A 20,362-nucleotide genomic window follows, 5' to 3' on the forward strand; every position below is an offset into this window, starting at 1 on the left:
GCCGGCCGGAAGATCGGCCGGCGCTCGCCGCTGTCTCAGGCTTTGAGAAAGACCCTGATCGCGTCAGCGATCTCGTTGGCATGGGTTTCAAGCGCGAAGTGGCCGGTGTCGAGGAACTGCACCTGGGCCTTCGGGAGGTCGCGCTTGTAGGCCTCGGCGCCAGGCGGCAGGAAGAAGGGGTCCTTGTCGCCCCAGATCGCCAGAAGCCTCGGCTGATGTTCCCGGAAATAGGCGTGGAAGGCGGGGTAGAGGGCGACGTTGCTCGCATAATCCAGCATCAGGTCGAGCTGGATCTCGTCGGCCTCCGGACGCTGCAGGTAGAAGAGATCGAGCGCGATGCCGTCGGGCGAGACCTGCGTGGGATCGGAAACGCCGTGTTCGTATTGCCAGCGAATGGCGTCCTCGCCCAGCATCCCCCGCAGCGCCTCGCGGTTCTCCGCCGTCGGATCGCGCCAGTAGCGCTCGATCGGGTTCCACCCGTCGCTCAGCCCTTCCGTATAGGCGTTGCCGTTCTGGGAAATGATGGCCGTTATCCGTTCCGGATGGGCCATCGCCAGGCGCAAGCCGGTCGGTGCGCCGTAGTCGAAAACATAGACGGCGAACTTTTCGAGGCCGACGACCTCGGTGAAGCGGCCGATCACCTTGGCGAGGTTGTCGAACGTATAGGCGAACTGATCACGCGAGGGGAGCGCCGAGCGGCCGAAGCCCGGAAGATCCGGCGCCACGAGATGGAAATCCTTCGCCAGCAGCGGGATGAGGTCGCGGAACATGTGGCCGGATGTCGGAAAGCCATGCAGCAGCAGGAGAGACGGCTTCGCCGGATCGCCGGCCTCGCGGTAGAAAATTTCGAAGCCGTCGACATCGACGCTGCGGTAAGTGGGATGTGTCATGGTTATGCTCCAGTAGGGTGATTTCGGTGGAGATGAAGCCGGTGCAATTCAGCCGGACCGGGCCTTCAGTTCGGCATTTTCCGCTTCCAGTTGCGCGAGACGATCGCGCAGCGGCTGGACGGCCTTGGTGATTTCGTCTTCGGTAAACCGCGGGACGATGTGCTGCGGGCAGTTCCAGTCAAAGGCTTCGAGCCGGAGACGGAAGATGCGTTCGAGCTTTGCCCGGTACGGGCCATCCGTGACCAGTTCGGTCAGCGCCGGATCCTCGTCGAGCTCCAGCCTTTCGACATGGGCATAGATCTTCAGGCGCGCGCGTCTCGGGTAATCCATCAGGAAGAGGCAGGCGCGGTCGTTGGCCGCGAAGTTCCCGGTGCTGATGTACTGCCGGTTGCCGCGGTAGTCCGCGAAGGCCAGGGTCTGGTCATCGATCACCTTGAGGAAACCGCGCGGGCCGCCCCGGTGCTGGACATAGGGCCAGCCGGTCTCCGACACCGAGGCGATGTAGACGCTGTCGCGTTCGGCGATGAAGGCTTTTTCGTTCTCGCTGAACCGGTCGAACTCCCGGTGCCCCCGAAAGTCCGACCAGATGCCGTCGGCGCCCATTTCGGCCTGCACCGCCCGCACGCTCGGCGTCACTGCAATGTCCATAAATCCATAGCCCATGGTCCCGCTCCGACGATTGACTTCGATGGCGTCAATTTAGTCATTTCGGTTTTTGGGATAATCGGCTATTTCTGGTTATAACCTAACCGGAAAATGGGAATATGGATGGATCGTCTCGGTGCCATGTCCCTGCTGATCGACGTCGTCGACAGCGGCAGCTTTTCGGCGGCGGCAAGACGGCTGGGCGTGCCGCTGACAACCGTCGCCAGAAAGATTTCCGACCTTGAGGCGGCGCTCGGGGCAAAACTCCTGGTCCGCACCACGCGCAAGCTGAGCCTGACCGATGCCGGTATCACCTACCTTGCGGCCGCCCGGCGGATCATCGATCAGGTGGATGAAGCGGAGCGCGAGGTTTCGGGCGAATTTACCGCGCCCAAAGGCGAACTCGTCATCACGGCGCCGGTGCAGTTCGGCCAGCTCCATGTCTTGCCGATCGTGGCCGACTTCCTCGGCCTGTTTCCCAACATCAACATCCGGTTGCTGCTGCTCGATCGAAACGTCCAGCTCGTGGAAGACCACGTCGACATGGCGGTGCGCATCGGCAGGCTTCCCGACAGTGCGATGATTGCGACGACGGTCGGTTCGATGCGCACGGTCATCTGTGCCAGCCCGGAGCTGCTGGCCGTCCACAGTGTGCCGCAGACGGTGGCAGCGTTGCAGGAGATGCCCTGTATCGTCCTCGATGGCCCGGGCTCCTCCGCCAACTGGCGGCTCACCGATCCGCAGACGAAGACATCTGTGCTGGTCCCGATGACGCCGCGCCTTTCGGTTACGACCGTCGAGGCTGCCATTCGCGCAGCGCTCCTCCATGTCGGCATCATACGGCTGTTCCACTATCAGGTCGCGGATGCCGTCAAGGCGGGAAGCCTGCGGATCGTTTTCGCGCCGTTCGAGCCGGAACCGGCGCCGGTGAACGTGGTGCATGTGGCGCGCGGCCAGATGCCGCTGAAAATGCGCAGCTTCCTGGATTTCGCCCTGCCGCAGCTCAGACGCCGCTTACAAGAATTCCAGGGGGCAAGCGCCGACTAGTCAGGCTTGCTGCCGCCGTGGCGCGTGCAGCCGCCTTTTGCGCGTCACGCCTTTCAGGCGAAACTTGCCGAGATCTTCGAACGTCTCGCTCTCCGGCGCGGAGAGCAGGGCAAACAGGTCGTCAGAGATCAGCAGCGGACGATCGACCTTTCGGGTGGCGGCGACGATGCGCGAGGCTTCGTTGACCGCCGGGCCGATGACGGTGAAATCCAGCCGTTCGTCGCTGCCGATATTGCCGTAGAACACCTCGCCGACATGGAGCCCGACATGGACCGTCGTGGTGGCGAGCCCGGCGGCCTGCCGTGTCGCGTTGAGCGCGTCTATGCGCTCTGCGAGGTCGTGCCACGCCTTGATGCTCGCGGCGGCGGCTTCCTGCGGATCGGCGTGGTTGAAGATGGCGAGCGTGCCGTCGCCGATCAATTTGAGGACATCGCCGCCGGCCCCGTGCACTGCGGAAATGACCGCCTCGGCATAATCGCCCAGCATGGCGATCAGTTCGTTGCCGGGCACGCTTTCCGACAGCGATGTATAATTCCGCATGTCCGAGAACCAGAGCACGGCGTGGATGCTGTCGACCTTGCCCCGCTCGATGCGTCCCTTGAGCACGCGCCTCGCCGCATCGCGCCCGAGGTAAACCTCGGCAAGCGAGCCGGTGATCTGGCGAAGTGCTGTGGATTTCACGGCAAGCACTAAAGCTGGCACAATGCGCCGCAGACATGCGAGATTTTCTTCGCTGAAGCCGTCAGGCCGTTTTGTCGACCATCGCGAAAAAAGGCCGTCGATCTCGCCGATCGAGGCCGTGGTTCCCAGCCGGTGGAGCTGGACGAAATAGTCGGTGTGGCCTGCCTCCCGCATGTCGTCCAGCACGGGGAACGTATAGTTCCCGTAGTTGGAGAGCAGCACGCGCACTTCATCGAGCCCGTTTTCCAGAAGGTGGTGGAAGGGGCTGTCGAGCCATTGCTGTTCGTAGCGTGTTGCCTCCAGCCGCAGAAAATCCCGCCGCCCGGCATTGGCCTCTTCCTTGATATCCCAGAAATAACCTTGCGATTCGAGAACGGGATGGAGCGTATCGATGAAAATTACTGCCTGTTCGAGCTCGATGCCCAGCAGGCGGAGGCGGCGGCAGAAGCCCGCGAGCAGCTCGGCCGGGTCCGTCCCGTCCAGCCCCTGCTGCACGAGCCAGTCCACGATATTGCCGATCTCTTGCTGATCCAAGGACACACTCCGAAGGTGAGAGCCAAGCGCGAAGCGCCCGTCAAGCAAGATCGATAAAGGTGCGCAGCGCCGCAGGCAATCGCCCGAAGCGCCGATTGTAAAGATAGAGCCCCTTGCTGGTCGAACCTAGCTTTCTTCGAATTCGACGAGCGCGCCGTGAAAATCCTTCGGATGGGCGAAGAGCACGGGCTTGCCATGAGCGCCAATCTTGGGCGTTCCGTCGCCGAGGATGCGGGCGCCGGTGGTGCGAACGGTCTCGGCTGCGGCGCCGATATCCGCCACCTCGAAGCAGAGGTGATGAATGCCGCCAGCCGGGTTCTTCTCCAGGAAGCCGGCGATCGGCGAGGCGTCGCCCAGAGGGTGGAGCAATTCGATCTTGGTGTTGGGCAGTTCCACGAAGACGATGGTGACACCGTGCTCGGGCAGATGCTGGGGTGGGGAGACCTTCGCCCCCAACTGGGCATAGCGGTCGGCGGCGGCCGCAAGGTCCGGGACGGCGATGGCGACGTGGTTGAGCGCTCCGAGCATGGCTCTCTCCTATTGGTTCCGGATGCGGCCCTCGACGAGGTCGAGCACGGCATTGGCTGCGTCGAGCACGTTGGTGCCGGGGCCGAACACGGCCGATACGCCATGCTCTAGCAGGAAGTCGTAGTCCTGGCGCGGAATGACACCGCCGACGACCACGACGACGTTCTGCGCCCCGCGTTCGCGCAAAGCCGCCACCAGCGCCGGCGCAAGCGTCTTGTGTCCGGCGGCAAGCGAGGACATGCCGACGACCTGCACCTTCGCGCCGACGGCAAGGTCGGCGGCCTCCTCCGGCGTCTGGAAGAGCGGCCCCATCAACACATCGAAGCCGAGGTCGCCGAAGGCCGAAGCGATCACCTTCGCCCCGCGGTCGTGGCCATCCTGTCCGAGTTTCGCCACCATGATCTTCGGCCTTGCGCCGTGCGCGGCAATGCGCGCGGCGAGCGTGCTGTATTCCGGGTCGTCGCCATAGGCTGGACCGTAGATGTCGCCGACCACGTCGGGCACGGCGGCGTGGTCACCGAAGGCGCGGCGCATGGCATCGGAAATCTCGCCCACCGTTGCGCGCGCCCGCGCCGCGGCGACGGCCGCTTCCAGAAGGTTGCCTTCGCCGGTTTTCGCGGCCGTTTCCAGTGCCCCGAGCGCTGCGGCCACGGCCGCCCTGTCGCGCCGACGGCGGATGTCTTCCAGCCGCTTGATCTGCGAGGCGCGCACGGCGCTGTTGTCGATTTCGAGGATGTCGATCGGCTGTTCGTCCTCCAGCCTGTATTTGTTGACGCCGACGATCACCTCGTCGCCCCGGTCGACAGCGGCCTGCCGGCGGGTCGCGGCCTCCTCGATCAGGCGCTTCGGCAGGCCCTCGATCACAGCCTTCGTCATGCCGCCCATCGCCTCCACCTCTTCGATCAGCGCCCAGGCCTTTTCGGCAAGCTCATGGGTGAGGCTTTCGACATAGTAGGAGCCGGCCAGTGGGTCGACCACCTTGGTCACGCCCGTCTCGTGCTGGAGGATGAGCTGGGTGTTGCGCGCGATGCGGGCGGAAAATTCCGTCGGCAGCGCAATCGCCTCGTCGAAGGAATTGGTGTGCAGCGACTGCGTGCCGCCAAGCACGGCCGACATCGCCTCGAAGGCGGTGCGCACGATGTTGTTGTAGGGATCCTGCTCCTGCAGCGAGACGCCGGAGGTCTGGCAATGGGTGCGCAGCATGCGCGAGGAGGCTTTCTTCGGCTGGAACTCGTCCATGACGCGGTCCCAGAGCAGGCGCGCGGCGCGCAGCTTGGCCGCCTCCATGAAGAAGTTCATGCCGATCGCGAAGAAGAAGGAGAGGCGGCCGGCGAACTCGTCGACGGAAAGCCCCTTGGCGATGGCGGCGCGCACATATTCGCGCCCGTCGGCGATGGTGAAGGCGAGCTCCTGCACCAGCGTCGCGCCGGCCTCCTGCATGTGGTAGCCGGAGATCGAGATCGAATTGAACTTCGGCATTTCCCGCGCCGTATAGTCGATAATGTCGGCGATGATCCGCATCGAGGGCTGCGGGGGGTAGATGTAGGTGTTTCGGACCATGAACTCCTTGAGGATGTCGTTCTGGATGGTGCCGGACAGGTTTTCGCGCGCGACGCCCTGTTCTTCGCCAGCGACGATGAAATTCGCAAGGATCGGGATCACCGCGCCGTTCATCGTCATGGAAACGGAGACCTTTTCCAGCGGAATGTTGGAGAAGAGGATCTTCATGTCCTCCACGCTGTCGATGGCGACGCCCGCCTTGCCGACATCGCCGACGACGCGCGGGTGGTCGCTGTCATAGCCTCGATGGGTGGCAAGGTCGAAGGCGACGGAGACGCCCTGCTGGCCGGCGGCGAGCGCCTTGCGGTAGAAGGCGTTGGAGGCTTCAGCGGTCGAGAAGCCGGCATATTGCCGGATCGTCCAGGGCCGGCCGGCATACATGGTGGCGCGCGGGCCGCGCACGAAGGGCGCAAAACCCGGCACGGAGCCGAGATGGCCGGTGCCGGCGAGGTCATCCTGCGTATAGACTGGCTTGACCGCGATGCCCTCGGGTGTCTGCCAGGTCAGCGTCTCGGGCGAGGCGCGCAATTCCTTTTCCGCCAGCGCTTCCCAGTCCGCAAAAGTCTTGCCGGCCATCATTCGAACTCCAGGATCGTTTCGTCCACGGCAAGGCTTTGCCCGATCGTGACGGCGATGCGCCTGACCGTGCCGCGGCGCTCGGCCTTCATCGCGTTTTCCATCTTCATCGCCTCGATGGTGGCGAGCGTCTGTCCGGCCTCGACCATCTCTCCTTCCGCAACGAGAAGCGTGGTGATGACGCCCGGCATCGGGCAGAGCAGCAGCTTCGACGTATCGGGCGGCAGTTTTTGCGGCATCAGCCGGGCGAGCGCGGCCACGCGCGGCTCTCGCATATGCGCCGTCACGTCCATGCCGCGCCAGCGCAGGCGGATCGCCGAACCGACGAGGTCCACCTTCACGCCCATGCGCATGCCCGCCACGGTAAAGACCGCATGGCGGCGGCCGGGCGTCCAGTTACCCGCAACGCCCAGCGTTTCGCCATCGTCGAAGTGCACGGCAAGGCCGTCCTGGCCGGTTTCCAGTGTCAGCGCATGCGCGCTGCCGGCAAGGCTTGCAACCCATTCCCGGCCGACGATGCGGCGGTGGTTGCCGATCGTGCCGGAAATCTTCGCGGCACGTTCCTGCAAAGCCTGCTGCACGAAAGCGGCGACGGCGGCAAGCTGGCGGGCGGCCGCTGCATCCGGAGCGACGCCGTGGAAACCATCCGGGAATTCTTCGGCGATAAAGGCGGTGGTGAGCCGCCCTGCGCGAAAACGCTCATTGCCCATCACGGCGGAGAGGAAGGGCAGGTTGTGGCCGATGCCTTCCACCTCGAAATCATCGAGCGCGCGCGCCATGGCGTCGATGGCGGAAAGCCGGTCCGGCGCCCAGGTGCAGAGTTTTGCGACCATCGGGTCGTAGTACATCGAGATCTCGCCGCCCTCGAAGACGCCAGTGTCGTTGCGCACCACGGTGCCATCCGCCTGCCGGCCTTCCACCGGAGGACGGTAGCGGGTGAGGCGGCCGATGGAGGGCAGAAAATTGCGGTAGGGGTCTTCGGCATAAAGCCGGCTTTCGATGGCCCAGCCATCGAGGCGCACGTCTTCCTGCCCGAAGGCCAGCCTCTCGCCGGCCGCCACGCGGATCATCTGCTCCACGAGGTCGATGCCGGTGATGAGTTCCGTCACCGGATGTTCCACCTGGAGCCGCGTGTTCATTTCGAGAAAATAGAAATTGCGGTCGCCATCGACGATGAATTCCACCGTGCCGGCGGAATGATAGCCGACGGCCCTGGCGAGCGCCACGGCCTGTTCGCCCATCGCCTTGCGTGTTGCCGCGTCTAGAAAGGGCGAGGGGGCCTCTTCCACGACCTTCTGGTTGCGCCGCTGGATCGAGCATTCGCGCTCGCCGAGATAGAGCGTGGTGCTATGTCTGTCGCCGAGCACCTGGATCTCGATATGGCGCGGCTGTGTCACGAATTTCTCGATGAAGATGCGGTCATCACCGAAGGCGCTCTTCGCCTCGTTCTTGGAGGACTGGAAGCCCTCGCGCGCCTCGGCATCGTTCCAGGCGATGCGCATGCCCTTGCCGCCGCCGCCGGCCGAGGCCTTGATCATCACGGGATAGCCGATGCGAGACGCGATTCTTACCGCCTCGTCGGCATCCTCTATCAGCCCCATATGGCCGGGCACGGTGCTGACGCCGGCTTCGGCGGCGAGCTTCTTGGAGGTGATCTTGTCACCCATCGCCTGGATCGCGCCCACGGGCGGGCCGATGAAGGCGACGCCCTCCTTTTCCAGCGCCTCGGCAAAAGCGGCGTTTTCCGACAGGAAGCCGTAGCCCGGATGCACCGCGTCCGCGCCGGTCTTGCGGATGGCCTCGATGATCCTGTCGATGACGATATAGGACTGGGATGACGGCGCGGGGCCGATATGAACCGCCTCGTCGGCCATGGTGACATGCAGCGCGCCTCGGTCGGCGTCGGAATAGACGGCGACGGTGGCGATGCCGAGTTTTCGCGCGGTCTTGATGACCCGGCAGGCGATTTCGCCGCGGTTTGCGATCAGGATTTTCTTGAACATGCAGTCTCTTACCTATCCGCCCGTCATCCTCGGGCTTGACCCGAGGACCCATAACGGCCGCGGGCATCAGAATGTGGATGCCCGGGTCAAGCCCGGGCATGACGGAGGGGAGGTTACAACGGAATCGTGTCGTGCTTCTTCCAGCGCGTTTCCACCTGCTTGCCCCGCAGGGAAGCGAAGGCGCGGGCGATGCGGCGGCGCGAGGAGTGCGGCATGATGACCTCGTCGATGAAACCGCGCTCGGCTGCGACGAAGGGATTGGCGAAGCGCTCCTCATATTCCTTCGTGCGGGTGGCAATCTTTTCCGGGTCGGAAAGCTCCGAGCGGTAGAGGATTTCGGCAGCGCCCTTGGCGCCCATCACCGCGATCTCGGCGGTTGGCCAGGCATAGTTCACGTCCGCGCCGATATGTTTGGAGGCCATCACGTCATAGGCGCCGCCATAGGCTTTTCGCGTGATCAGCGTCACCATCGGCACGGTCGCCTGGCTATAGGCGAAGAGCAGTTTGGCGCCATGCTTGATGACGCCGCCATATTCCTGTGCGGTGCCCGGCAGGAAACCCGGCACGTCGACGAGGGTCAGGATCGGGATGTTGAAGGCATCGCAGAAGCGCACGAAACGGGCGGCCTTGCGCGAGGAATCGATGTCGAGGCAGCCGGCCAGCACCATCGGCTGGTTGGCGACGATGCCGACCGTCTCGCCCTCGATGCGCACGAAGCCGGTGATGATGTTCCGGGCGAAAGCCTCCTGGATCTCGAAGAAATCGCCCTCGTCGGCGACCGCCGTGATCAGTTCCTTCATGTCGTAGGGCTTGTTGGAACTGTCGGGGACCAGCGTGTCGAGCCGTGCCTCGAGCCGCGCCGGGTCGTCGTGGAACGGGCGCAGCGGCGGTTTCTGGCGGTTGTTGAGTGGTAGGAAATCGAACAGGGCGCGGACCTGCTCCAGCACCTCGATGTCGTTTTCATAGGCGCCGTCGGCGACGGAGGATTTTTGCGTGTGGGTGCGCGCGCCGCCCAGTTCCTCGGCGGTGACGATCTCGTTGGTGACGGTCTTCACCACATCCGGGCCGGTGACGAACATGTAGGATGAATCGCGCACCATGAAGATGAAATCGGTCATAGCCGGCGAATAGACCGCGCCGCCCGCGCATGGCCCCATGATGACGGAGATCTGCGGGATGACGCCGGACGCCTCGACATTGCGCTTGAAGACATCCGCATAGCCGGCGAGCGAATCCACGCCCTCCTGGATGCGCGCGCCGCCCGAATCGTTGAGCCCGATCACCGGCGCGCCGTTGCGCACCGCCATGTCCATGATCTTGCAGATTTTCTGCGCATGGGTTTCCGACAGCGAACCGCCGAGCACTGTAAAGTCCTGGCTGAACACATAGACCTGCCGGCCGTTGATCGTGCCCCAGCCGGTGACGACGCCATCGCCAGCCACCTTCTGCTCGGCCATGCCGAATTCTACCGCCCGGTGGGTGACGTACATGTCGTATTCCTCGAAGGAGCCCTCATCGAGCAGCACGTCCAGGCGCTCGCGCGCGGTCAGCTTGCCCTTGGCATGCTGGGCATCGATGCGGCGTTGGCCGCCGCCGAGCCGCGCCGCCTGCCGGCGGGCTTCGAGTTGGTCGAGAATTGCGTGCATCGGTCCGTCCATGGAAAGGGTCAACTTGACCCTGCTTAGGGCGGATGCCGGCAGAAATGAACGCTTGATCGGGTGCACATGTAAGCGTTACACATTTTACAAAGTGAATTTGCAAAGTTGCAAACATGGCTGCGAACAAACTCTATATCGGCCGCAAGGTGCGGGACCTGCGCCAGGCGAACCGCGCCACGCAGGCGCAATTCGCCGAGCGGCTCGGCATTTCCGTCTCCTACCTCAACCAGATCGAGAACAACCAGCGTCCGGTTTCGGCGGGCGTGCTGGTGGCGCTCGCGGAAAAATTCCGCATCGACCTTGCCGAACTCTCCGGCGGGGAGGGCGACCGGCTGGTTTCGGCGCTGTCGGAGACGCTGACGGACACGCTTTTCGACGGCTACACGCCGAGCCTTCAGGAGCTGAAGCTCGTCACCCAGAATGCACCCGGCTTCGCCCACGCTCTCATTGCCGCACACCGGGCCTATCGCCACAATTCAGAACAGCTCGCCAGCATCAACGACACGCTGGGCCGCAGCTTGGCCTCCGTCGAAGCGACGCCTTACGAGGAGGTGCGCGACTTCTTCCACTTCGTCGACAACTATATCGGCGATCTGGATCTGCTTGCGGAAGCGCTGGCGGTCGAGATCGGCATCGGCGATGCGGATCCGGGGCCGGTTCTATCCGGCTATCTCGAACGGCACTATGGGGTGAGGCTCGCGCGCGCAACGCAGAACGACGACCTCGTACGCGCCTACGATCCCGAGGCGCGCGTGCTCACGCTTAATCCCTATCTGCCCGCGCCGACCCGCCATTTCCAGATCGCCCTGCAGATCGCGCAGCTTCATGCGGAGACGGTCGTCGACAGCGTTGCGACCGGCGCCGGTTTCCGCGCGACGGAAGCCTATGAGATCTGTCGCATCGGCCTGCACAATTACTTCGCCGGTGCATTGCTGCTGCCCTATCGCAGGTTCATGGCGGCGGCGCGCGAGGTGCGGCACGATCTCGATCTGCTCGCGGCGCGGTTCGGCGCGAGCCTCGAACAGGTCTGCCATCGCCTGTCGACGCTTCAGCGGCCCGGCCAGAAAGGCGTTCCGATCTTTTTCGCCCGCATCGACCGGGCGGGCAACATCACCAAGCGCCACAGCGCGACCCGTCTGCAATTCGCCCGCTTCGGCGCGGCCTGTCCGCTGTGGAACGCACACCAGGCCTTCGAAAGCCCCGGCCGCATCACCCGGCAGCTCGCCGAGACGCCGGATGGCGTGCGCTATCTCTGTCTGTCCATGCAGGTCTCGCGTGGCGGGCGCGGATTCCGCCAGCCGCAGCAGCACTATGTGCTGGCCTTGGGGTGCGAGGTTTCCTACGCAGAAAACTTCGTCTACGCCGACGACATGGACCTCACCAATGCGAGCGCCTACGACCCGATCGGCATTTCCTGCCGCATCTGCGAGCGGACCCAATGCGCCAGCCGCGCCGTGCCGCCCCTCAAGGGCCGCCTGGTCATCGAGCACAATACGCGCCGCACGATCCCGTACTCGATCCGTCCGGTGGGGGATGCGCCGCAGTCCTGACGGGGATATTGACCGACAAGACCCGTGCCAATGGGCATCGCCGACATGGATTTCAGGCCGACATGGAAACTTCGCTTTACCTCCCGATCAAAACCTTTCTTGAGAATGCCGGTTATACGGTCAAGGGCGAGATCGGAGGCTGCGATCTCGTCGGATTGAGCGAGGGCGATCCGACCGTGGTGGTCATCGGCGAGCTGAAACTCGTCTTCAATCTCGAACTAATCCTGCAGGCCGTCGACCGCGCCACGATGGCCGACGAGGTGTGGATTGCTGCCCGCATTTCCGTCAAAGGCAGGGGGCGCGAGAGCGACAAGCGGTATCGCGACCTCTGCCGCCGGCTCGGATTTGGCATGCTTGGCGTGTCGGATACCGGCGAGGTGAGTATCATCGTGAGCTCGGTATCCCCCATGCCCCGCAGCAACCCGAAGCGCCGCACCCGGCTGGTCAAGGAGCACCGCAAGCGCGCCGGCGACCCGGCGCTCGGCGGCTCGACGAAGGTGCCGATCATGACGGCTTACCGCCAGCAGGCGCTCGCCTGCGCCGCCGCCATGGCAGATGGCCCGCAACGGCCGCGCGACCTCAAGCCGATCGTGCCCACCGCCGGCCAGATCCTGCTCAAAAACTACTATGGTTGGTTCGAGAAGGTCGACAAGGGCGTCTACAGGCTCAGCGATGCCGGCGCGCTGGCTGTGGAGAATTCGAGGCGGACGACCGAGAGCGCGAAATAGCGGGCTGCCGGCCTTCCGCGCGCTGGACAGACAGTAATAACATGACTATCACGCTCATGATATTTTCGTCGCCGCGAGCGAGCCGGCGCCCTATCGGAGGAGTGATCCATGTCCCGCAGTTCCAAGACGTTTTCCGCACTGGCCTTGTCCCTGGCGCTTCTCCTGCCGGCGACCGCGCACGCCGAAAGCTCGTTCGTCGATCACCGCGGAAAGACGATCACCTTTGCAAAGCCCCCGGAACGGGTCGTCACGATCGTCCGCTCCGCGCCGATCATCTACCGCGCGGTCGATGCGAAGGCGGACAGCATTGCCGGCATGAACAAGGATTCGCTGGTGCGCTATTTCACCAAGGGCATCTATGCCGAGATGCTGCCGGAAATGGCCAAGATCAATGCCAGCGCCGCCCAGGATGGTTTCGTGCCGAATGTCGAGGCGATCCTCGCGCAGAAGCCGGATGCTGTCATCCAGTGGACCCATGACGAAAAGATCATCGAGCCGCTGGAGCGCGTCGGCCTCACTGTGGTCGGATGGCAATGCTGCACGGAGCAGGACCGCCTCGACTACCTCACGCTTACCGGCTACATGACCGGCCGCAACGACCGCGCGCAGGCGATCCTGAAGGCGCAGGCTGATACGTTGAAGACGCTCGACGGTAAGGTCGCCAAGCTCGATGCAGCAGCCCTTCCGACCGTCCTGCATATCGACAAGGTGGCTGACCAGATTCAGGTCATCGCCAACGGCTCGCAGAACCTTGCGCTGAGCGGAGTGAGCAATCCGGCGGCGGACAATACCGGCGAATGGTGGCGCACCATCGATTTCGAGCAACTGCTCGTCTGGAACCCCGACATCATCATCATCCCCGCCTATGCCGACGACCTCAACCCCAAGGATTTCTTCGACAATCCGGTTTTGGCGAGCTTGAAGGCGGTCAAGGAAAAGCGGGTCTATAAGCAGCCGGTCTTCGCCCGCACGCCGGATGCGCCGGAAATCTTCCTGACCTCGGAATGGCTTGCGGCCATCGCGCATGGCGCCGACTTCGCACCGGATTTCAAGAAGCAGATCGCCGGCATCTATGAGCTCCTTTACGGCGCCAAGCTGACGGACGACCAGGTGAAGGCGATCCTCGAATCCGACAGCAACGCCGCGGCGAACAAATATGCCGAACTCTTCGGCTGAGGCGCCGGCCGGCAAGGTGAGAACCGGCTGGCTTGGCCGGAAACTGGCTTCGGTTTCCATCCTTCCAGCGCTGATCACCCTGCTGGTTGCCGTCGTGCTCTATTCGGTGACGATCGGGCGCTACGACCTGTCGGTGCGCGACGTCACCTATATCCTCATCGGCAACGTCCATCCGCTGGTCGCGCCCTATTGGGATCCGGTGCATGAGGTGGTCGTCGAGCAGGTCCGCCTGCCGCGCATCATGGCGGCCGTCATCATCGGTTTCGGCCTGTCCGTTTCGGGGGCTGCCCTCCAGGGGCTGTTCCGCAATCCGCTGGTCGATCCCGGCATCATCGGCGTCACCTCGGGCGCCGGCTTCGGCGGCACGCTGGCGATCCTCATCGGCTGGCAGGGGTATCTCCTGCTGGCCATGGCATTCTTCTTCGGCATCGGCAGCGTCTTTCTCGTCAAGCTGCTGTCGACGGTGCGGGGCCGCACCAGCATGCTGACGCTGGTTCTGGCGGGTGTCGTCATCTCGGCCTTCTTTTCGGCGGCGATTTCGATTGCCAAGCTGCTGGCCGATCCCTTCCAGAAACTGCCCGCGATTACCTACTGGCTGATGGGCAGCATCGCCTCCAGCAACTATCTGGACGTGCTGCTGGTCGCCGCGGCGGTGGTGCCGTCCGCCATCGCGATCTACCTGCTGCGCTTCCAGATCAACATCATGTCGCTTGGCGAGGAGAAGGCGCGCGCGCTCGGCACGAGGGTCGTGCTGGTGCAATGGATCATCCTGGTCGCTTCGGCGCTCATCTCGGCGGGTGTGGTCGCGACGTCCGGCATTATCGGCTGGGTCGGCCTCGTCATTCCGCATGTCGCCCGCGCGCTTGTCGGGGCCGATCACCAGCGGCTCTTGCCGGTCTCCGGCGTGCTCGGCGCGATCTACCTGCTGATGGTCGACAATCTGGCGCGCACGGTGACGACCGCCGAAATTCCGCTCGGCATCATCACCGCGCTGATCGGCGTTCCGGTCTTCGCCGTGATCCTGCGCCGGTTGCATGCGAAGGGAGGCTGGTCCAGTGATTGAGGCAAGCGACCTTACCGTCGAGCGCGGCGGCAGGATCATCCTTCGGGATTACAGCCTCCGCCTGGAGCGCGGCCGGACGCTGGCCGTGCTCGGCGCCAACGGTGTCGGCAAGACCACGCTCATCAACACGCTGATCGGCCTGATAAAACCGAGGTCCGGACGGCTGTCGATCGGCGGGCAGGTGGGCTTCGTGCCGCAGCTCTTCGAAGTGCCGTTCTCCTATTCCGCCCTCGATATCGCGCTCATGGGAAGGGCGCGCCATCTCGGCCTGTTCGGCGCCCCCGGCAAGCGGGACTACGAGATCGTGCGGCACTATTTCCACATGCTCGGCATCGAGGAGTTCGAGCCGCAGACTTTCAATTCGCTGAGCGGCGGCCAGCGCCAGCTGGTGATGATCGCCCAGGCGCTCGCCTCGGAATGTGAGTTGCTGGTGCTTGACGAACCGTGTGCCGCGCTCGACTACAAGAACCAGGACAAGGTCTTGAGCCTGCTCGAACACCTGCGCGACAGCCACGCCATGACGATCGTCTTTTCCACCCATATGCCGCAGCATGCGGTGGAGATCGCCAGCGACGTGCTGCTGATGACCAGCGGGAGCAGCTATGTCTGCGGGCCGACGGCGGATGCGCTCAATGCGGAAAACCTGACGGCGCTCTACGACCTGCCGATCGCGCGCGCGGACTTTTCCGGGCTTGCCAAGCATACCTACGCACCGGTGTTCCGCCATGAGGGAGTGGTGATCGATGGCTGAAGCGACCGGCAAACGCATCGCCTATATCCACTGGGGCAACAGCTGGCAGCTCAGGAGCTTCCAGGATTTTCGCCACTATATCGACGATCTCATCTACATCCACGACCTGCCGAAGGTCGACCTGTCGTCCTATGCGGCGGTGGTCATGCCGGACGCGATGGATGCGGCCGCAGCGCTCCCCCATGCGCAACAGTTGAACGGTTATCTCTACGGCGGCGGGTTTCTTGTCGTGTGCCTCCAGGGTCACGCCGACTGGCTCGACATTCCGGGCCTGGAATGGACGCCCGGCAACTGCCGAGACTGGCTGTGGTGGACGAAGGGCGAAAAGCTGGAGGTCCGGTTCTCCGAGCCGCACCATCCCATCACCGAAAGCATGCCGCTTTCGCATATGAGCTGGCATTGGGGCGGCTCCTACAATGTTCCGGACGGCGCGCGCTCGATACTGGAGATCGACGATGGACGCGGCAGCCTGTTCCTCGACTTTCCATCGCTGCCGGGCGGCGGGCGCCTGCTGCTGACGACGCTGGACCCGCACTCGCACAACGGCCAGCGCTTCATGCCGGCCACCACGCGTTTCTTGCAGTCCTTCTATCCCTGGCTCAACCGCGAACTCGGCATCGAGCGGCCCCTGCGCAACCGGTTCACCTATCTGCAATGCTCGCATGTGCCCTCGGAGTGGCGCCCCGAATGGATCGGGGAAAGCCTCGGGCAGGCGGGTTTCGAGACCCAGTTCACTCCCCTCTACCAGCTCGGCCCGGAATTGCTCGGCGCGACGGACACGCTCTACATTCCCAGCAGCCATGACGAGTTTTTCCTGAAGAGCCGAGCCGACGACTTGCTGGCATTTCTGGAGTACGGCGGAAACCTGATCCTGTGTGCGGAGCCGTGCCAACCATGGCTCCCCTTCATGGCGCCGTTCCATGCCGTCTCTCCGCGTCCCTTCACGAACATCAAGGTGCGCCTGCGCGACGATCGTTTCGGGATCTTCTCCGATCTCGGCGAGGGGTTCGACGGGTGGCAAGGCGTTTTCGGCCAGTATGCCCGCGGCTGGACCGACCCGCCGCCCGGAGCGATCTGGCTCACCGACATCGGCCCCGCGCACGACCCGAAGCCGGCGGACTGGATCTGGCAATATCCGACGGTAACGGGCCGGGGCGGCTATGTCTTCATGCACAATGGCGACAACATGACCCGCTATCCGGATCATGGTCCGAAGAAGGAGGCGCTGGTCGCCAATATCGCCGTGGCACTTAGGAAGCTCTCTATCGGCGAGTTCTTGTTCTAGCGGAAACCGCTATTCCAGCATGACGATGGCTTCGACCTCGCAGAGCATGGGGTCGATGGCAAGCTTGGGAACGGGAACAAGCGTCTGCGCCGGCAGCGCCTCGCCGAACATCTCCTTGACGTTCCGCGTCAGCACTTCAAGCTTGGACATGTCGTGGTCGACCACGAAGATCGTGAGCTTGGCGACCTGGTCCGGCCTGGCGCCGAGACCATCGAGGGCGGCGCGCAAATTGGCGTAAGCCTGCTTCACCTGGACGGCGAAATCGGGCGACAAGGCTCCCGTGGCGTCCTGCCCGCCCTGTCCGGAAATGTAGGCTATTCGCGCATTGCTCGGCACGATCACCGCGGTGCTGTAGCCATTCGGCGTCGGGTCGTAGAGGTTTTGCGGATTGACGGTGGTCAGCTTGAGATCGCTCGCTTTCGTCACAGTGGAAACTCCCGTGGTCATGATGATGAGCCCTCCGATAAGCAGGTGCTGGATTGCGCGTGACATGGTTTCTCTCGGCTCCGGGGACGGCGAGCAACGTGTCCTCGCGGCCGCAGGGTTGAACTTCGACGTGCCGCTCATATTTTGACTCGTACGACGTACGATTTCATTGCATCGTACGTCGTACGAGTCAACCGGTCAGGATCGACATTCGCCGCGTCGTCGGGTTAAGTCGGCGCTCTGATCAGCAGGGAAGACGGATGGCAGCCAAATCCAGCAAACGATCTCAACGGACGGGTGCGTCCGTGCCCGAACCACGCGGAGAGCCGCCGCTCTCCCTGGAGCGGATCGTGGCGACGGCGGTGGAGCTGCTGGATGCCGAAGGGCTCGACGGCTTGAAGATGCGCCGGCTCGCCGACCGCCTCGGCTCGGGCGTGATGAGCCTCTATTGGCACGTCGACAACAAGGAGGATGTCTTCGATCTGGCGCTCGACTCCGTGCTCGAATATCGCGGAACAGTCGGGTCGGAAGACTGGCGCGGGGACGTGCTCCACATGCTCGAAGACTGGCGCGCCAGCATGCTGCGCCACCCCTGGTCGGCGTCGCTTCTGCCGCGCCGCGCACTCGGGCCGAACATCCTCGCCCGCCTCGAACTGCTGAGCAAGACGCTCTCCGGAGCCGGTGTGGCGGACGCGGACCTGAACGTCGCGATATGGTCGCTCTGGAACTATGTGATGGGCGCCACCATCACCCGGTCGAGCTTCGACCTCTCGGATGCAGACAGGGCGACCGGCCAGCAGCGCGTTGAGCATCACTACCCGACGATCGAGCGCTCGGGCCTGCTGTTGGACGACGACTGGGACGGCGTTTTCCGCAAGGGACTCGATTTCCTGCTCGACGGCCTCGCTCCGAGATAGGGAATTGCTGCGCGTATTTGGGCTTAGCGGGCGACCGATCGCGCGACGTCGATAAGTTCCCTGACGAGCGGGTTTGCCGGATGTTTGTAGCCGATGGCGATGACGCATTCGTCCATATTGGTGATGGTGCGGAAGGCGACGCCGGGGCGGGCGTAGAAGCGGGCGGTGCTTTCCGCCGTGATGCTGATGCCCTTGCGCATGGCGACCGCCTGCAATTCTGAATCCACCGTCGCCGCTTCGAAAACAACGCGGGCCTCGCGCCCGTTGCGGTACTGGCCGGCCAGCCAGTAGTCGCGCCAGATGCCTGAGCCTGGAGCCGCGATGAAGGGCTCGTCGAGCAGCTGCTCCACCTCGACAGTCTCCTGCAGGCTGAGCGGATGGCCGTCGGGCAGGCAGGCGACGCACCGTTCCCGCGCGATCTCGACGATGTTGATGTTGGTCGTGTCGACCGGCGGGCGGAAGATGCCGCAATCCACGCTGCCGGTGGCAAGGCCCGCATCCGGATTGTTGAAGTCGTATTCGATGAATTCCAGCGTGGCATTGGGAAAACGGCGCTCGAACTCCTGGGTGATCTTCGGGATGAATTCCACAGCCGTGCCAATGAGATAGCCGACGCGCAGGGAATTGTGCACGGAGAGCTGGAGCGACTTCACATCCCGGTAAAAACTTTCCATCGCCCGGTTGAGCTTCTGGGCATATTCGCAGAGCGCCTCGCCATCTTTCGTTAGGGTGACGCTGCGCGTCGTCCGCTGGAAGATTTCGAAGCCCAGCGTCTCCTCTAGCTGGCTGATGGTTTGGGAGAGCGCCGGCTGCGAGACCGCCAGCTTTTCGGCAGCGCGCGCAAAGCTCTTCTCGCCCGCGACGGCAAGCAGGCAGCGGACGTGCCGAAGCTGGATATTCATAAGCGCCATGAATTAATCCTTTCGCTAATCGTCCTTGTTGTCAACGCGCTTTCATGGGGTAATCGCGCTCATCGAAGGTGAGAGGAAACATCCCATGAATGTCGCACAAACCGCTGTAAAATCGGACGAATATCGGATCGAGGAGGGAAAGCGCTCGCTGATCCACGATCCGGTCGAAGGGGACAACACCAAGATCATGCTCGTTCGGGCACGCGGCTCCCATGTCTGGGACGACAAGGGCAATCGTTACCTCGATTGCACCTCGCAGGCCTGGTCGAACAATCTTGGCGCCAACGATCCCCGCGTCGTCGAAGCGGCGATCGCCCAGCTCCGGGAAATCACCCATGCGCGGCCGAACTTCAACACCAGGCCGCTCTTGACGCTGACGTCGAAGCTGCGCGAGATCTCGCCCGGCGACCTCAACCGCATCGGTTATGCGCTTCACGGCAGCCTCGCGGTCGAAATGGCGATGAAGCTTGCCTTCAAGAACCGCCCCGGCGCCCAGAACCTGATCGTCCTGCAGGATGCCTATCACGGCCGCTCGATCACCACGATGGCGGCAAGCTGGCCGCATCCGAACAATCCCTTCCTGCCGATTTCGCCGCGCTTCACCCGCGTGCCGCATCCCGATCCCTACCGGCCGCGCCTCGGGCTCGATCCCGAGACCGATGTCCAGCTCTGCCTGTCGCTGCTCGAAGATGCGATCGACAGGGGCGTCGACGGCGGCGTCGCTGCGATCATGATGGAGCCGATCATGGGCAATGGCGGCCATATCGTGCTGCCGCACTCCTACCTGAAGGGCGTTCGCGAGATCTGCGACCGTCGTGGCATCCTGCTGATCTGGGATGAAATCCAGAGCTGCTTCGGCCGCACCGGCAAGATGTTCGCGGCCGATTTCTACGGCATCGTTCCCGACATCATGACCTTTGGCAAAGGCATCGGCGGCGGCTTCCCGCTGGCCGGCATCTTCGCCAGCGACAAGCTGCAAAAGTTCGATTCCGGTGAGGACGCGCTCACCTTCGGCTCCTTCCCGGTGGCGATGGCCGCCGCGGTCGCCACGGTGGATGCGATCATCGGCGACGGGCTCTGCGACAAGGCGCATACGCTCGGCGAATATGCCACCGGTCGCCTGCACGAGATGGCAGGGCGCCGCAAGCTGATCGGCGATGTCCGGGGGCCAGGCCTCTTCGTGTCGATCGAGCTGGTCAAGGATCGCGACAGCAAGGAGCCGGCGCGCGCTGCCGCCGCAGAGGTCTACCGTCGCGGTGTCGACCGTGGTGTGCTGTTCGGCGAAAGCCGCTATGCCGGCCTCGGCAACCTGATCAAGGTCAAGCCTCCGCTGGATTGCTCCATGGAGGACATGGCCCACGCGCTCGACGTTCTCGACGAAGTGCTGGGCTCGATCGAAGCGGATGGCATCGCCTGAGCGAGCAGCCCGCAAA

Annotated in this window: 18 protein-coding genes; 9 read left to right on the forward strand and 9 right to left on the reverse strand. The window is 63.7% G+C overall.

From position 1 onward, the window contains the following. Window positions 1-35: 35 nt before the first annotated feature. Together AC1RWL_RS02975 and AC1RWL_RS02980 are read right to left on the reverse strand one after the other, a co-directional pair. Window positions 36-890 (reverse strand): alpha/beta fold hydrolase, encoded by an 855-nt coding sequence (locus AC1RWL_RS02975; RefSeq protein ID WP_493093328.1) that lies wholly within the window; start codon window positions 888-890, stop codon window positions 36-38. A gap of 48 nt (window positions 891-938) precedes the next feature. Beyond that, window positions 939-1,553: a pyridoxamine 5'-phosphate oxidase family protein gene (locus tag AC1RWL_RS02980; RefSeq protein ID WP_493093327.1), complete on the reverse strand. Its 615-nt coding sequence runs from the start codon at window positions 1,551-1,553 to the stop codon at window positions 939-941. Window positions 1,554-1,658: 105 nt separating this feature from the next. Between AC1RWL_RS02980 and AC1RWL_RS02985 the strand changes: the two genes are divergently transcribed. Beyond that, window positions 1,659-2,582: a LysR family transcriptional regulator gene (locus AC1RWL_RS02985; protein WP_493093326.1), complete on the forward strand. Its 924-nt coding sequence runs from the start codon at window positions 1,659-1,661 to the stop codon at window positions 2,580-2,582. Here the strand turns inward: AC1RWL_RS02985 and AC1RWL_RS02990 are convergent, their stop codons facing one another. The 5 genes from AC1RWL_RS02990 to AC1RWL_RS03010 all read right to left on the reverse strand — a co-directional run bounded on the left by AC1RWL_RS02990 (window position 2,583) and on the right by AC1RWL_RS03010 (window position 10,110). Beyond that, window positions 2,583-3,797, reverse strand: a complete 1,215-nt coding sequence (locus AC1RWL_RS02990; protein ID WP_493093325.1) for an adenylate/guanylate cyclase domain-containing protein — start codon at window positions 3,795-3,797, stop codon at window positions 2,583-2,585. Between the two features lie 126 nt (window positions 3,798-3,923). Beyond that, window positions 3,924-4,325: a methylmalonyl-CoA epimerase gene (gene mce / locus AC1RWL_RS02995; protein ID WP_493093324.1), complete on the reverse strand. Its 402-nt coding sequence runs from the start codon at window positions 4,323-4,325 to the stop codon at window positions 3,924-3,926. A 9-nt stretch (window positions 4,326-4,334) separates the two neighbouring features. Then, window positions 4,335-6,461 (reverse strand): methylmalonyl-CoA mutase, encoded by a 2,127-nt coding sequence (gene scpA, locus AC1RWL_RS03000; RefSeq protein ID WP_493093323.1) that lies wholly within the window; start codon window positions 6,459-6,461, stop codon window positions 4,335-4,337. Further along, window positions 6,461-8,464 (reverse strand): acetyl-CoA carboxylase biotin carboxylase subunit, encoded by a 2,004-nt coding sequence (locus AC1RWL_RS03005; protein WP_493093322.1) that lies wholly within the window; start codon window positions 8,462-8,464, stop codon window positions 6,461-6,463. The genes scpA and AC1RWL_RS03005 overlap by 1 nt, the downstream gene beginning before the upstream one ends. Before the next feature lie 113 nt (window positions 8,465-8,577). Further along, window positions 8,578-10,110: an acyl-CoA carboxylase subunit beta gene (locus AC1RWL_RS03010; protein ID WP_493093321.1), complete on the reverse strand. Its 1,533-nt coding sequence runs from the start codon at window positions 10,108-10,110 to the stop codon at window positions 8,578-8,580. Window positions 10,111-10,235: 125 nt separating this feature from the next. Here AC1RWL_RS03010 and AC1RWL_RS03015 point away from each other — a divergent pair, with 125 nt between their 5' ends. The 6 genes from AC1RWL_RS03015 (at window position 10,236) to AC1RWL_RS03040 (ending at window position 16,675) form a co-directional block, all read left to right on the forward strand. Continuing rightward, on the forward strand, window positions 10,236-11,672 hold the full coding sequence (locus AC1RWL_RS03015; RefSeq protein ID WP_493093320.1) for a helix-turn-helix domain-containing protein: 1,437 nt from the start codon (window positions 10,236-10,238) through the stop codon (window positions 11,670-11,672). A gap of 62 nt (window positions 11,673-11,734) precedes the next feature. Beyond that, window positions 11,735-12,400 carry a DUF2161 domain-containing phosphodiesterase gene (locus tag AC1RWL_RS03020; RefSeq protein ID WP_493093844.1) on the forward strand — a complete coding sequence of 222 codons (666 nt, stop codon included), beginning with the start codon at window positions 11,735-11,737 and terminating at the stop codon, window positions 12,398-12,400. A gap of 108 nt (window positions 12,401-12,508) precedes the next feature. Continuing rightward, window positions 12,509-13,576 carry an ABC transporter substrate-binding protein gene (locus AC1RWL_RS03025; RefSeq protein ID WP_493093319.1) on the forward strand — a complete coding sequence of 356 codons (1,068 nt, stop codon included), beginning with the start codon at window positions 12,509-12,511 and terminating at the stop codon, window positions 13,574-13,576. After that, window positions 13,557-14,639 (forward strand): FecCD family ABC transporter permease, encoded by a 1,083-nt coding sequence (locus tag AC1RWL_RS03030; RefSeq protein WP_493093318.1) that lies wholly within the window; start codon window positions 13,557-13,559, stop codon window positions 14,637-14,639. The genes AC1RWL_RS03025 and AC1RWL_RS03030 overlap by 20 nt, the downstream gene beginning before the upstream one ends. Beyond that, window positions 14,632-15,390, forward strand: coding sequence for an ABC transporter ATP-binding protein (locus AC1RWL_RS03035; RefSeq protein WP_493093317.1), 759 nt, complete (start codon window positions 14,632-14,634; stop codon window positions 15,388-15,390). Before AC1RWL_RS03030 ends, AC1RWL_RS03035 begins: the two co-directional genes overlap by 8 nt. After that, window positions 15,383-16,675, forward strand: coding sequence for a hypothetical protein (locus AC1RWL_RS03040; protein WP_493093316.1), 1,293 nt, complete (start codon window positions 15,383-15,385; stop codon window positions 16,673-16,675). Before AC1RWL_RS03035 ends, AC1RWL_RS03040 begins: the two co-directional genes overlap by 8 nt. Window positions 16,676-16,684: 9 nt before the next feature. Here the strand turns inward: AC1RWL_RS03040 and AC1RWL_RS03045 are convergent, their stop codons facing one another. After that, window positions 16,685-17,167 (reverse strand): RidA family protein, encoded by a 483-nt coding sequence (locus AC1RWL_RS03045; RefSeq protein WP_493093315.1) that lies wholly within the window; start codon window positions 17,165-17,167, stop codon window positions 16,685-16,687. Window positions 17,168-17,361: 194 nt separating this feature from the next. Here AC1RWL_RS03045 and AC1RWL_RS03050 point away from each other — a divergent pair, with 194 nt between their 5' ends. Beyond that, the gene (locus AC1RWL_RS03050) at window positions 17,362-18,018 is read left to right on the forward strand and encodes a TetR/AcrR family transcriptional regulator (protein ID WP_493093314.1); all 657 of its coding nucleotides are present in this window, start codon (window positions 17,362-17,364) and stop codon (window positions 18,016-18,018) included. A gap of 23 nt (window positions 18,019-18,041) precedes the next feature. Here AC1RWL_RS03050 and AC1RWL_RS03055 read toward each other — a convergent pair whose 3' ends face one another. Then, window positions 18,042-18,929 carry a LysR family transcriptional regulator gene (locus AC1RWL_RS03055; RefSeq protein WP_493093313.1) on the reverse strand — a complete coding sequence of 296 codons (888 nt, stop codon included), beginning with the start codon at window positions 18,927-18,929 and terminating at the stop codon, window positions 18,042-18,044. Window positions 18,930-19,014: 85 nt separating this feature from the next. On the opposite strand from AC1RWL_RS03055, the gene AC1RWL_RS03060 reads away from it, so the two are divergent. Beyond that, window positions 19,015-20,346 (forward strand): aspartate aminotransferase family protein, encoded by a 1,332-nt coding sequence (locus tag AC1RWL_RS03060; RefSeq protein WP_493093312.1) that lies wholly within the window; start codon window positions 19,015-19,017, stop codon window positions 20,344-20,346. Window positions 20,347-20,362: the final 16 nt, after the last annotated feature.

This window comes from Shinella sp. GW821-FHT10F02, from assembly GCF_058809275.1.